14 protein-coding genes are annotated in these 12,281 nt (G+C 68.8%); 13 read left to right on the top strand and 1 reads right to left on the bottom strand.

Going from position 1 to position 12,281, the window contains the following annotated elements; genetic code table 11:
• Positions 1-14 precede the first annotated feature (14 nt).
• From ACV530_RS17370 to ACV530_RS17355, 4 genes are all read left to right on the top strand, one after another.
• Positions 15-863: a helix-turn-helix domain-containing protein gene (locus tag ACV530_RS17370; RefSeq protein ID WP_494333396.1), complete on the top strand. Its 849-nt coding sequence runs from the start codon at positions 15-17 to the stop codon at positions 861-863.
• Between the two features lie 384 nt (positions 864-1,247).
• The gene (locus ACV530_RS17365) at positions 1,248-1,769 is read left to right on the top strand and encodes a DUF6879 family protein (protein ID WP_494333395.1); all 522 of its coding nucleotides are present in this window, start codon (positions 1,248-1,250) and stop codon (positions 1,767-1,769) included.
• Between the two features lie 82 nt (positions 1,770-1,851).
• Positions 1,852-2,376 (top strand): DUF6879 family protein, encoded by a 525-nt coding sequence (locus ACV530_RS17360; RefSeq protein ID WP_494333394.1) that lies wholly within the window; start codon positions 1,852-1,854, stop codon positions 2,374-2,376.
• Positions 2,377-2,581: 205 nt separating this feature from the next.
• Positions 2,582-3,088, top strand: coding sequence for a carboxymuconolactone decarboxylase family protein (locus ACV530_RS17355; protein WP_494333393.1), 507 nt, complete (start codon positions 2,582-2,584; stop codon positions 3,086-3,088).
• Positions 3,089-3,328: 240 nt separating this feature from the next.
• Here ACV530_RS17355 and ACV530_RS17350 read toward each other — a convergent pair whose 3' ends face one another.
• Positions 3,329-3,661 (bottom strand): cupin domain-containing protein, encoded by a 333-nt coding sequence (locus tag ACV530_RS17350; RefSeq protein WP_494333392.1) that lies wholly within the window; start codon positions 3,659-3,661, stop codon positions 3,329-3,331.
• Between the two features lie 116 nt (positions 3,662-3,777).
• Here ACV530_RS17350 and ACV530_RS17345 point away from each other — a divergent pair, with 116 nt between their 5' ends.
• From ACV530_RS17345 to ACV530_RS17305, 9 genes are all read left to right on the top strand, one after another.
• Positions 3,778-3,993, top strand: coding sequence for a hypothetical protein (locus ACV530_RS17345; RefSeq protein WP_494333391.1), 216 nt, complete (start codon positions 3,778-3,780; stop codon positions 3,991-3,993).
• A 247-nt stretch (positions 3,994-4,240) separates the two neighbouring features.
• The gene (locus tag ACV530_RS17340) at positions 4,241-4,447 is read left to right on the top strand and encodes a cold-shock protein (RefSeq protein ID WP_494333390.1); all 207 of its coding nucleotides are present in this window, start codon (positions 4,241-4,243) and stop codon (positions 4,445-4,447) included.
• A gap of 33 nt (positions 4,448-4,480) precedes the next feature.
• Positions 4,481-4,696 carry a hypothetical protein gene (locus tag ACV530_RS17335; protein WP_494333389.1) on the top strand — a complete coding sequence of 72 codons (216 nt, stop codon included), beginning with the start codon at positions 4,481-4,483 and terminating at the stop codon, positions 4,694-4,696.
• 117 nt (positions 4,697-4,813) lie between these two features.
• The gene (locus ACV530_RS17330) at positions 4,814-6,319 is read left to right on the top strand and encodes an aldehyde dehydrogenase family protein (protein ID WP_494333388.1); all 1,506 of its coding nucleotides are present in this window, start codon (positions 4,814-4,816) and stop codon (positions 6,317-6,319) included.
• Between the two features lie 66 nt (positions 6,320-6,385).
• Positions 6,386-7,957, top strand: coding sequence for a GMC family oxidoreductase (locus ACV530_RS17325; RefSeq protein WP_494333387.1), 1,572 nt, complete (start codon positions 6,386-6,388; stop codon positions 7,955-7,957).
• On the top strand, positions 7,954-9,084 hold the full coding sequence (locus tag ACV530_RS17320) for a quaternary amine ABC transporter ATP-binding protein (RefSeq protein ID WP_494333386.1): 1,131 nt from the start codon (positions 7,954-7,956) through the stop codon (positions 9,082-9,084). The genes ACV530_RS17325 and ACV530_RS17320 overlap by 4 nt, the downstream gene beginning before the upstream one ends.
• Positions 9,081-11,066: an ABC transporter permease gene (locus ACV530_RS17315; RefSeq protein WP_494333385.1), complete on the top strand. Its 1,986-nt coding sequence runs from the start codon at positions 9,081-9,083 to the stop codon at positions 11,064-11,066. The genes ACV530_RS17320 and ACV530_RS17315 overlap by 4 nt, the downstream gene beginning before the upstream one ends.
• Positions 11,056-12,018 carry an ABC transporter substrate-binding protein gene (locus ACV530_RS17310; RefSeq protein WP_494333384.1) on the top strand — a complete coding sequence of 321 codons (963 nt, stop codon included), beginning with the start codon at positions 11,056-11,058 and terminating at the stop codon, positions 12,016-12,018. The genes ACV530_RS17315 and ACV530_RS17310 overlap by 11 nt, the downstream gene beginning before the upstream one ends.
• Complete coding sequence (locus ACV530_RS17305; protein ID WP_494333383.1) at positions 12,015-12,260, top strand: hypothetical protein; 246 nt, start codon at positions 12,015-12,017, stop codon at positions 12,258-12,260. The genes ACV530_RS17310 and ACV530_RS17305 overlap by 4 nt, the downstream gene beginning before the upstream one ends.
• Positions 12,261-12,281 lie beyond the last annotated feature (21 nt).

Raw genomic sequence — 12,281 nt, 5'->3', positions numbered from 1 at the left:
GATAGCCAGCTCTCATGCCCCTTCCATCGTCATCCAGCGCCCAGGCTGCCCGTGAGGCTGTCGCTGCGAGGCTTCGCGACCTGCGCCTGGATGCTGAACTGACGGGGCGTGAGCTGGCTGCCCGTGCTGGTTGGAGCGCTGCGAAAGCATCTCGCATCGAGAACGCAAAGACACCACCGTCCGACGCTGACATCAGGGCTTGGTGTCTGACTTGTAACGCACCTGCGCAAGCTGCCGACTTGATTGCTGCCAACCGCACTGCCGATTCGATGTACGTCGAGTGGCGCAGGAAACAGCGCACCGGCCTGCGCAGGCTTCAGGAGTCGGCGATCCCCCTCTTTGAGAGGACACGGCACTTTCGCGTCTACTGCTCCAACGTTGTTCCCGGGTTGGTTCAGACGGATGGGTATGCAACGGCGTTGCTGTCAGCGATTGCCGATTTTCGACAGCTCCCCAACGATGTTGAAGAGGCTGTAGAAGCACGCTTGGCCCGATCTCATGTGATTCGTGAGGGAGATCACCGATTTGCCTTGATCGTCGAGGAAGATGTCCTGTACTACGGCTTCGGTGGCGTCGAGGTGATGGCCGGACAACTTGGTTATCTATTGGCCGTGATGTCGCTCCCGTCCGTATCGCTGGGGATCATCCCCCGTTCGGCATCTCGTCGCATGTGGCCACTTGAAACTTTCATGATCTTCGATGGCGAGCAGGCTGCGATCGAGCTTCTTTCGGCCGATGTGACCGTTACTGAGCCAAGCGAAGTAGCCCTGTACATACGCGCGTTTGCCGAGTTGGCGGAGATGGCGGTCTACGGGTCGCAAGCTCGCGCCATGGTGACCCAGGCCATTAGCTCGCTCGGGTAATTCACGTGCAATCTCGCGTAACAACGTAGAGGGCGTCACCGGGCCATCGCTAGCGTCGCTGCCGTGTACCTGAGCTGGCGGGGGTCGTCCGACACCCGCGTTGCTCAGCGATGCCGCAAGACGCGAGAGGCGTGCGGAAGATGCGCGATGCAAACCGGTGGAGCACAGGGGGCATGCCTTGAAGATCACTACGAGCCGCGACGGCACCCCCATGGTCACCGTCTACAAGCGCCAGCCCGGCGTCACCCCGGACAAGGCGCAAACCAAGCAAGTACCCGTACAGGAGCTGGGCAGGCTGCGAGACGGATGGGTTGTGTGCAGGTGCCCGCTGTGCTGGACGTAGCAGATGGCCGGCCGGGTGCCGGTGGCGAAGGAGGTATGTGGGTGTCCCCGAAACTGTCCGACTTCGAGGACCTGTTGGCCACGGCCCAGAGGTCAGCGGTCCACCTGGAGATGCGCGACGGCTACATGCGCGACGATCCGCTGTTCGTGGCCTGGCAGAACGGGCACCGGGACGACCCGGCCGACCGGGAGTCGTGGTGGCGTCCCTGGCTGACCCTGATGCAGCAGACCACGACGCGTGGTGTGGAGGTCCGCCGCGCCCGCGTCATCAGCGAACCGGTCTCCGACTACGTGCAGTTCGAGTACGACCTGACGTTCACCAACATCGTGGCCGGAGAGCAGGTCCGTTGGCTGCCTCGCCACCACGCCACTGGTCTTGCCCTGCCGGGCAATGACTTCTGGCTTCTGGACGACTCCACGGTGGTGGTCAACCATTTCGGCGGGGAGGGCCAGTTCACTGCCGAGGAAGTCGTCACCGAACCGTCGCTGATCAAGCTCTGTGCATCGGCCTTCGAGGCGGTGTGGGAGCGGGCGGTGCCCCATGAGGAGTACCGACCGGCCTGACCGCTTTCTGGACACAGAAGTAAGCCCCGCACTGAACGTCAACCGATGGCCGGACCGACACCGGCCCGAAGGAGCTGTGAGCATGGCCCAGACGCTGGCCGACTTCGCAGAGCTGTTGGGTTCGGCCCAACGGTCCGCCGTTCACCTGGAGATGCGAGACGCCTACGGCGTCGACGAGGAGCGCGACGACTACGCGGCGTGGAAGAGGGATGGGATCGCGCGGAACGACCCTGAGTCCGCGCACTGGCGTGGCTGGGTGAAGCTCGTCAAGGACACGGTGGGGCGTGGCGTGGTGATGCGCCGGGCGCGCATCGTGTCGGAGCCGGTGTCCGAGTACATCCGGTACGAGCACGCGGGCACGTCCGTCAACGTTGGCGCGGGCGAACTGGTGAGGTGGCTTCCACGCCGTTCGGCATCGGACATCGCCCTGCCGGGCAATGACTTCTGGCTGATCGACGAACGGGTTGTCAGCTTCAACATCTTCACGGGCGATGGCGCTGCCCTGGATCCGCAGATCAGCGAATCCGCGGCCGTGATCAAGCTTTGCGCCACCGCCTTCGAGGCGGTATGGGAACGCGCGGTCCCGCACGAGGAGTTCAAGGTCTGACCGGGCAACCCCAGCGGGGCCGATGGTGGCCAGGGCCCGAGGGCCTGTTCTGAGTTGAGATCACGGTGGCGAGAGCGCTGCTCGCTGACACTGCTGGGACCCGGGCTTTTGCCTGGCCAAGAACGACTGTCTTCCGCCGGTCACATTTCTCTGTCGCGATCCGTCAGGTCAGTGACAGCAACATGAAAGCCTGAAGGAGACGGCGATGGAAACACGTTCGATCACGGCGAAGGTCCCGATGGCTCCGCGGATGCCCGAGGACCCCGCGGAGCTCGTCCCCGAGCTGGCGGAGGTGTCGGCGGCGCTGTTCAAGGTCACCGGCAACGGTTCCGTACCGCGCTCCACGATCAGCCTGGTCCAGCTGCGTGCTGGTCAGATCGTCGGCAGCACCTACCTGACTGTTCTGCACACGGGCTTCCTGCGCAAGGCCGGGGAGTCGGAGGAGCGGATCACGTCGGTGGCGTCCTGGCAGGACTCGCCGTACTTCACTGGCGCCGAGCGTGCCGCGCTGGCACTTGTGGAGGCTGTACTTCAGCCGTCCGCAGATGGTGAGAGGGTCTCCAACGAGCTGTATGCGCAGGCAGCCGAGCACTATGAAGCGAAGGCGCTCGCCACGCTGATGTTCGCGATTGGCCAGGTCAACTTCTTCATCCCCGTAGCGCTTATCGCCAAGCCGGTGCCCGGCCGGTCGTTCACCGACCCGTGGAAGTGAGGCCCCCGGGTAGCGCTCGCGTCGGGCGCTACCCGGGTCGGTCAGCTCCTCGATCAAATCGTCGAGACGTGTACGGGACGGGCCGCAGAAGACAGGATGGGACAGGGCCGCACGGGCCGGGTATGGCGTCCCGACCTCCCTGACCCGTACGGCCGTTGTCACGTCGCGGCTGAGGCTCCGCCACCGCGCGCAGAGGATGTCGGCGTGGCCGGAGCCTCAATGCCCGTTATGCGAACGCACTCACTTCTGCTCGTGGTAGCTGATGTGGTGTTTGGCCGCGATGGGGTTGATCTTCGCGGGGTCCAACTGCCCGTCGGTGAACACCGTGGGCCCCGCCTCGATCAGGTCCTCGACGTAGTGCTCCCAGCCTCCGGGCGACGAGATCTGCAGGACGCGAGGGGGCGGGTCGGAGGCGCGGCGGAGTGCATGCGGGACGCCGCGGGGCAGTAGGGCGAAGGTCCCCTTCGACGCCAGGTGCTTCCGGTCGTCGAACTCGATCTCGAGGACGCCGTCCAGCACGTAAATGCACTCGTCCGCCTGGTGGTGGGTGTGCCAAGGGATGTCCTTCGCCACGGTTACCTCCAGCAGCGAGAACTGGCCTTCCGTGTCGTCGGCCTCCGCTGGCAGCCGGTCGACGCGCGCGAAGTCGCCGCCCGCCTCATGGAACTGGCCCTCGGCCGGCGGCCTTGGTGCCCGACCTGACCGGCCCGAAGGTGTACGGCCTGGGCGACCTGAGCCGCGGCTATCTGCAGGCGCGCGGCAAGCACCGGATGCTGCTGCCCGTCCGGATGCCGGGCAAAGTCGGCCGCGCCTACCGCGCAGGCGAGAACCTGGCCCTGGAGGGCGCCTCGGTCGGACAGCGGACCTGGGAGGACTTCCTCGCCGAGCGCGTGACAGCGGACTGAGTGGCACCTGTACCTCGCAGCGGTGGCCAGGGCGTCTGACAGGGGTTCTCGGCGTCCATGGCGCCCGTACGCGCAAGAAGACGTGCAGGTCACGGGCGTCGCTGGCACTCGCATGGCCCGGCTGGGGCGGCGGCGGTACCGTGAGGCTTGGTGGTCGCATTTGTGCCGGTATCGGCGTAGATGTGACGGCACCGCTTGTGTCGGCGCACTTCAAGTGGGGCGCCGCCCTCACCCCCGAGGAGGGGGCATGGCTACAGGGACAGTCAAGTGGTTCAACGCCGAGAAGGGCTTCGGCTTCATCGAGCAGGATGGCGGCGGGCCCGACCTCTTCGTCCACTACTCGGAGATCGACGCCGGAGGGGGCTACCGCTCCCTTGACGAGGGGCAGAAGGTGGAGTTCGAGATCACCCAGGGCCAGAAGGGGCCGCAGGCCTCCGGGGTCAGGGTGATCTGAGGCCGAAGCCGTGCGAGGGGCTGGGAGGACGTGATGACCGATCGGCATACCGTGAGCGTGCTCGACTGGCATGACGACGGATCCTCCACGTCGTCCATCTGGGTCGTCAGCGCGGATGAGCGCGAACGACTGGTGGACCATCTGGGGCGTGTTCCGGACGTGGAAGGCGTTATCACGCCTGAACAGGCTGATCAGGCAAGGACGATCACCCGGTCCTGGCTCACCTGCACCAACAGGGACCCTCAGTGAGGCGTGAAACCGTCAACGCTCAGTGATTCAGGTCACTTTTTGCAAGAAAACAGGCATACCTTCGTCCCATTCGGTTAGGCGCGGCACGTTGTCGGCCCAACCGGAGGACGGAAGAACATGACGAGCCACGTCGAGACGATCCACGTGGACGGGGTGTGGCGCGCAGCCGCGTCCGGCGCGCACCGGGAGGTGCTCGACCCCGCCGACGCCACGACCCTCGCCGTGGTCTCCGAGGGCGGGACCGAGGACACCGACGCGGCCATCGCCGCCGCTCGCCGCGCCTTCGACGAAGGACCCTGGCCGCGTACGCCCGTCGCCGAACGGGCCGCGCTGCTGCGGCGCGTGGCGGACCTGCTCCAGCGCGACCGCGAGGAGATCGCGCTCATCGAGAGCCGCGACACCGGAAAGACCCTGGAGGAAGGGCGCGTTGACGTCGACGACGTCACCAACGCCTTCCGCTACTTCGCCGACCTCGTCATCAACGAGGGCGGCGGGCGCGTCGTCGACGCCGGTTCGGACGAGGTGCACAGCGTCGTCGTGCATGAGCCGGTCGGCGTCTGTGCGCTGATCACGCCGTGGAACTATCCGCTGCTGCAGGCCAGCTGGAAGATTGCCCCCGCGCTGGCGGCGGGCAATACGTTCGTCATCAAGCCCAGCGAGGTCACCCCGCTCTCGACCGTGCACCTCATCCGGCTGCTCGTCGAGGCCGGGCTTCCGGCCGGGGCGGCCAACATCGTGACCGGCGCGGGCGACCCCGTCGGCGCGCGGATGTCCGAGCACCCGGGCGTTGATCTGGTCTCGTTCACCGGCGGACTCTCCAGCGGTACGCGCGTGATGCGCGCCGCCGCGCCCACCGTGAAGAAGGTCGCCCTCGAACTCGGCGGCAAGAACCCCAACGTCGTCTTCGCCGACGCCTGCGAGACCGACGAGGACTTCGACACCGCCGTCGACCAGGCGCTCAACGCCGCGTTCATCCACAGCGGCCAGGTCTGCTCCGCGGGCTCCCGCCTCATCGTCGAGGAGTCCGTGCGCGAGCGCTTCGTCGCCGAACTCGCCCGCCGCGCCCAGCGGATCAGGCTCGGCCGCGGCACCGCCGAGGGCGTCGAGTGCGGCCCGCTCGTCTCGGAGGCGCAACTCGACAAGGTCGAGGCGTACGTCGCCTCCGCACTCGGCGAGGGCGCCGTGCTGCGCAGCGGCGGCGGACGGCCCAAGCCCTCCGACGACCGGCCCGTCACCGGCTACTTCTACGAGCCCACCGTCCTCGACAACTGCCACCGCGGCATGAAGGTCGTACGCGAGGAGACCTTCGGGCCCATCCTCACCGTCGAGACCTTCCGCACCGAGGACGAGGCCGTCGCCCTCGCCAACGACACCGAGTACGGGCTCGCCGGCGCGGTGTGGACGAAGGACGCGGGCCGCGCCCGCCGCGTCGCCGGACGGCTGCGCCACGGCACCGTGTGGATCAACGACTACCACCCCTACCTGCCGCAGGCGGAGTGGGGCGGCTTCGGCAAGTCCGGTATCGGCCGCGAACTGGGCCCCTCGGGGCTCGCCGAGTACCGCGAGGCCAAGCACATCTACCAGAACCTCGCGCCGCGCCCCGTGCGCTGGTTCGCCGGCTGACCTCAACCGGCTGACCCCAGCTCGCCTTTCACGACCGCACCGCCCACTTCGAGGAGTAGCCCCCGTATGCCCCCCGCACCCGAGACGCCCGAGAAGATCGTTGCCGACTACGTGGTGGTCGGCGGAGGAACGGCCGGATCCGTCATCGCCTCCCGGCTCGCAGAGGACCCCGGGACGAGTGTCGTCGTCATCGAGGGCGGCCCCTCCGACATCGACCGCGACGACGTGCTCACGCTGCGCCGCTGGCTCGGCCTGCTCGGCGGCGAGTTGGACTACGACTACCCCACGACGCCCCAGCCGCGCGGCAATTCGCACATCCGGCACAGCCGGGCGCGGGTGCTCGGGGGGTGCTCCTCGCACAACACCCTGATCTCCTTCAAGCCGCTGCCCGGCGACTGGGACGAGTGGGCGACGGCCGGGGCCGAGGGCTGGGACGCGAAGTCCATGGACCCGTACTTCGACCGGCTGCGCAACAACATCGTCGCGGTGGACGAGAAGGACCGCAACGCGATCGCCCGCGACTTCGTCGAGGCCGCGCGGCAGGCCACGGACGTGCCGCGCGTCGAGGGGTTCAACAAGAAGCCCTTCCACGAGGGCGTCGGCTTCTTCGACCTCGCCTACCACCCGGAGAACAACAAGCGTTCCTCCGCCTCCGTCGCCTACCTCCACCCGCACATGGAGGCCGGTGACCGCCCCAACCTCCGTATCCTGCTGGAGACCTGGGTGCACCGCCTCGAACTCGACGGCACCCGCGCGACGGGCGTACGGGCATGGACCGAGGACGGCACCGAGCTGCTGATCGAGGCCGGGCGCGAGGTCCTGCTCTGCGCGGGCGCGGTCGACACCCCGCGGCTGCTGATGCACTCCGGCATCGGCCCCCGGGCCGACCTCGAGGCGCTGGGCATCCCGGTCGTCCACGACCTGCCGGGCGTCGGCGAGAACCTGCTCGACCACCCCGAGTCCGTGATCGTGTGGGAGACGGACGGACCCATCCCCGACAACTCGGCGATGGACTCCGACGCGGGACTGTTCGTCCGGCGCGACCCGGCCTCGAACGGGCCGGACCTGATGTTCCACTTCTACCAGATCCCGTTCACCGACAACCCCGAGCGCCTGGGCTACGAAAAGCCCGAGCACGGCGTGTCGATGACCCCCAACATCCCCAAGCCGCACAGCCGCGGCCGCCTCTACCTCACCAGCGCGGACCCGTCCGTCAAACCCGCCCTGGACTTCCGCTACTTCACGGACGAGGATGACTACGACGCCCGTACCCTCGTCGACGGCATCCGCCTCGCCCGCGAGATAGCGCGGACCGAGCCGCTGGCCTCCTGGCTCAAGCGCGAGGTCTGCCCCGGCCCGGAGATCACCTCCGACGAGGGGCTCAGCGAGTACGCCCGCAAGGTCGCCCACACCGTCTACCACCCGGCGGGCACCTGCCGCATGGGTGCCGCCGACGACGAACTCGCCGTCGTCGACCCGGCGTTGCGCATCCGAGGCCTCGAGGGCGTCCGCATCGCCGACGCGTCGGTGTTCCCGACCATGACCGCCGTCAACCCGATGATCGGTGTGCTGATGGTGGGGGAGAAGTGCGCGGAAATGCTTGTGCGGGGCGATGATCGGAAGGGGAATTCCCAATGACCGAACCTGTGACTGCACCTGTGACTGCACCTGTGACTGCACCTGTGGCCGCACCTGCGACCGAACCTGTCTTCTCCGTGCACAACCTGTGGAAGGTCTTCGGCCAGAAGGCCGAGCGCGTTCCGGGCAGTGAACTGGCCGGGCTGTCGCCCGAGGAACTGCGCCGCAAGGCGGGCTGCACCGTCGCCGTGCGCGACATCTCCTTCGACGTCCGACCCGGCGAGGTCTTCGTCGTCATGGGCCTCTCCGGCTCCGGCAAGTCCACGCTCGTCCGCTGCCTGACCCGGCTCATCGAGCCCACGGCCGGCACGATCGCCATCGACGGCGAGGACGTGTGCGCGATGGACAAGAACTCCCTGCGCGAGCTGCGCCGCCACCGCGCCGCCATGGTGTTCCAGCACTTCGGGCTGCTCCCGCACCGCACCGTCCTCGACAACGTCGCCTACGGCCTGGAGATCCAGGGCGTCGCCAAGGCCGAACGCCGGGCCAAGGCCGCCGAGATGGTGGACAAGGTCGGCCTCGCCGGCTTCGAGGAGCGCCGCCCCGCCCAGCTCTCCGGCGGCCAGCAGCAGCGCGTCGGCCTCGCCCGCGCCCTGGCCGCCGACCCCGAAGTCCTGCTGTTCGACGAGCCGTTCAGCGCCCTCGACCCGCTGATCCGCCGCGACATGCAGGAGGAGGTCGTCCGCCTCCACCGCGACGAGGGCCGCACCATGGTCTTCATCACCCACGATCTCTCCGAGGCCCTGCGCCTCGGCGACCGCATCGCGCTGATGCGCGACGGCCGCCTCGTGCAGTGCGGCACACCGGAGGAGATCGTCGGCTCCCCGGCCGACGACTACGTTCGCGAGTTCGTCCGCGACGTCCCCCGCGAGCAGGTCATCACCGTGCGCCGCGCCATGCGGCCCGTCGCCGTCGGCGACGCGGACGGCGGCCCGGTGGTGCCCCTCGGCACGACCGTCGCCGACGCCATCGACGTCGTCGCCCGCGACGGCAGCCCCGCCCGCGTCGTCGACCAGGGCCGGTGCGTGGGTGTCGTCGACTTCCAGTGCCTGCTCCGCGTCGTCGCGGGCCTCGACGGCCCGGGCGACCCGGCCGGCCTCGACAGGATCGAGAAAGCCGCGGCATGAGCACCACCAGCAGTACCAGTCTTCTCGCAGTACCCGCGCGGCTGAGACAGCCCGCCGCCCGCAAGGTCCTCGCGGTCCTCGCGGTCGGCGTGGTGCTCGCACCCGTCGCCAACGCCCTGTGGGGCAGCGGCAGTTGGCCGCACGAGCTGACCGTCTCCCTGAACGACCCGCTCAAGCACGCCGGTGACTGGATCGTCGACAACCGCGACCACCACTGGCTCTTCCTCTACTTCTTCGGCTGGATCAGCGCCGCGATCATCGGCGCCGTCCGGGTCGTCTACGTCGTGCTCCTCGCCCTCGGCTGGGCCGGGGTCACAGCGGCAGCGGGCCTGATCGCCTGGCGCGCGGCCGGCGTACGGGCCGCCGTCACGGCGCTCGCCTCGTTCGCCGCGTGCGGGCTGCTCGGCATGTGGGTGCCCACGATGCGCACGCTCGCGCTGATGGTCGTCGCCGTCGCCGTGTCCGTCGCCGTCGGCGCCCTGCTCGGCCTCGCGGCCGGGCTCTCGGACCGTACGTTCCGCGCGCTGCGGCCCGTCCTCGACACCATGCAGGCGCTGCCCGCCTTCGCCTACCTGCTGCCCGTCGTGCTGGTCTTCGGCATCGGCGTCGCCCCCGCGGTCCTCGCCACCGTCGTCTACGCGGCCCCGCCCATGGCCCGGCTCACCGCGCTCGGCCTGCGCTCCACCGACAAGGGCGTCCTGGAGGCCGTCGAATCACTCGGCGCCACGGGCCGCCAGCGCCTGCTCACGGCCCGCCTCCCGATGGCCCGCGGGCAGCTGCTGCTCGGCGTCAACCAGACGATCATGATGGCCCTGTCCATGGCCGTCATCGCCTCCGTCATCGGCGCGGACGGCCTCGGCGACCGCGTCTATCAGGCCCTGTCCACGGTCGACGTGGGCGCGGCCCTGACGGCGGGCATCCCGATCGTCCTCCTCGCCATCGTCTTCGACCGCTGCTCTGCGGGCAGTCGTTCCGCAGGGCGATGGGGGCACCTCCCACGCCGTTCAGGCTGTGGGGGAGGGTGGGCGCAGAGCCACCCACCGGCCCGCACCCGAACCCTGCTCACCTGGGCGGCCGGCCTGGCAACGGTCGTAGCCGCCGCCCTGGTCGGCGGCCAGACCTGGCCCGGGACCTGGACCGTCGCCATCGCGCGACCGGTCAACCAGGCCAAGGACTGGCTGGTCGACCACCTCTACACCGGCATCCCCGGCATCGGCGGCACCGCCGACTGGGCCGCGCACTACACCGGCTGGGTCCTCGACCCGCTGCGCGACGGCCTCCAGGGCCTCCCCTGGTGGGCGGCGCTCCTGCTCGTCGCCGCCCTCGCCTGGCCGCTGGGCACCTGGCGCACCACCCTCACCGCGGTCCTCTCGCTCGCCGTGATCGGCGTGCTGGGCCGCTGGGACGAGGCCATGGACACCCTGTCCCAGGTCATCGCCGCCGTGGGCGTCACGCTGCTGCTCGGCTTCGCCGTCGCGGTCGCCGTGGCCCGCAGCGAACGGTTCGAGCGCCTGCTGCGCCCCGTCCTGGACGTCTTCCAGACGATGCCGCAGTTCGTGTACCTCATCCCGGTCGTCGCCCTGTTCGGCGTCGGCCGTGCCCCGGCCGCCGCTGCCGCGATCGTCTACGCGCTGCCCGCCGTCATCCGCATCGCGGGCCAGGGACTGCGCCAGGCCGACCCGGCCGCGCTCGAGTCCTCCCGCTCGCTGGGCGCGACCGGCGGACAGCAGCTGCGGCACGTCCAGTTCCCGCTCGCGAAGGCCGAGTTGCTGCTCGCCGTCAACCAGGCCGTGGTGCTCGTCCTCTCCGTCGTCATCATCGGCGGCCTCGTCGGCGGCGGCGCCCTCGGCTACGACGTCGTCTTCGGCCTCGCCCAGGGCGACCTGGCCACCGGCCTGGTCGCGGGCGTCTCCATCGCCTGCCTGGGGCTGATGCTCGACCGGGTCACCCAGCCGACGAAGGGAGCGCGTGATGGCTCGTAAGACACTGACAGCGGCCGCCGCCCTCGGCCTGCTCGCCCTCACCGGCTGCGGCGCCGCCGACATGACCAAGCAGGGCTCGCCCTACGCGAACGCCGCCGGCGCCAAGTCGGTCACCCTGTCCGTGCAGTCCTGGGTCGGCGCCCGCGCCAACGCGGCCGTCGCGCAGTACCTGTTGGAGCACGAACTCGGCTACCGCGTCGACACCGTCCAGGTCGACGAGGTGCCCGCCTGGGACGCGCTCAGCCAGGGCCGCGTCGACGCGATCCTCGAGGACTGGGGCCACCCCGACCAGGAGAAGCGCTACGTCCAGGACAAGAAGACCGTCACGGACGGCGGCCAACTCGGGGTCACCGGCCACATCGGCTGGTGGGTCCCCAAGTACTTCGCCGACGCCCACCCGGACGTCCTCGACTGGAAGAACCTCAACAAGTACGCGTCCATGCTCCGCTCGACGGAGAGCGGCGGCAAGGGCCAGCTCCTCGACGGCTCGCCGTCCTACGTCACCAACGACAAGGCGCTGGTGCAGAACCTCAACCTGGACTACCAGGTGGTCTTCGCGGGTTCGGAAGCCGCACAGATCACGCAGATCAAGCAGTTCGCGAAGGACAAGAAGCCCTTCCTGACGTACTGGTACGAGCCGCAGTGGCTCTTCAACGAAGTACCGATGGTCGAGGTCAAGCTCCCTCCGAACACGGACGAGTGCGCGGAGAAGGGTGTCAAGGACCCGTCCACCGTCAACTGCGGTTACCCGACCACCTCGTTGAAGAAGTTCTTCAACACCGAATTCACGAAGAAGGGCGGCGACGCCGCCCGCTTCCTGAAGAAGTTCCAATGGACCAAGGCCGACCAGAACGAGGTCGCCCAGCTGATGGCCGAGGACAAACTGTCCACCGAAGAGGCCGCGAAGCGGTGGGTTAAATCCCACCCGGAGGTGTGGAAGAAGTGGCTTTGAGCGAGCCCTTACGCAGCGAGCCCTTGCGTTACGAGAACGTGGAAAACGCCGTCCTGTACGACATCTTCACGGAGACGGCGGCACGCCTTGCCGTCCAGTACGAGGCCGCTCCGGCGGCCGAGAAGGCGGCGCGGCTGCGCGCCACGCAGTGCTCCGTCCCCGCGGACGACCGCGATCAGCTGATCGCGTACATCCGGCTGTGGAGGGCGGAGCTGGAGGGGCTGAAGACGGCCGGGCGCTGAAGGCACTGAAGGCGCGAAGGT

This window comes from Streptomyces sp. SX-6, from assembly GCF_059089585.1.
The sequence above is the reverse complement of the archived record's forward strand: the minus strand, read 5'-3'. Positions and strand labels throughout refer to the sequence as shown.

Excerpts from the sequence above, each read along its gene's own strand:
- ACV530_RS17370 (WP_494333396.1), top strand. The coding sequence starts at position 15 with ATGCCCCTTCCATCGTCATCCAGCGCCCAGGCTGCCCGTGAGGCTGTC.
- ACV530_RS17360 (WP_494333394.1), top strand. The coding sequence starts at position 1,852 with ATGGCCCAGACGCTGGCCGACTTCGCAGAGCTGTTGGGTTCGGCCCAA.
- ACV530_RS17355 (WP_494333393.1), top strand. The coding sequence starts at position 2,582 with ATGGAAACACGTTCGATCACGGCGAAGGTCCCGATGGCTCCGCGGATG.
- ACV530_RS17340 (WP_494333390.1), top strand. The coding sequence starts at position 4,241 with ATGGCTACAGGGACAGTCAAGTGGTTCAACGCCGAGAAGGGCTTCGGC.
- ACV530_RS17335 (WP_494333389.1), top strand. The coding sequence starts at position 4,481 with ATGACCGATCGGCATACCGTGAGCGTGCTCGACTGGCATGACGACGGA.
- ACV530_RS17330 (WP_494333388.1), top strand. The coding sequence starts at position 4,814 with ATGACGAGCCACGTCGAGACGATCCACGTGGACGGGGTGTGGCGCGCA.
- ACV530_RS17325 (WP_494333387.1), top strand. The coding sequence starts at position 6,386 with ATGCCCCCCGCACCCGAGACGCCCGAGAAGATCGTTGCCGACTACGTG.
- ACV530_RS17320 (WP_494333386.1), top strand. The coding sequence starts at position 7,954 with ATGACCGAACCTGTGACTGCACCTGTGACTGCACCTGTGACTGCACCT.
- ACV530_RS17315 (WP_494333385.1), top strand. The coding sequence starts at position 9,081 with ATGAGCACCACCAGCAGTACCAGTCTTCTCGCAGTACCCGCGCGGCTG.
- ACV530_RS17310 (WP_494333384.1), top strand. The coding sequence starts at position 11,056 with ATGGCTCGTAAGACACTGACAGCGGCCGCCGCCCTCGGCCTGCTCGCC.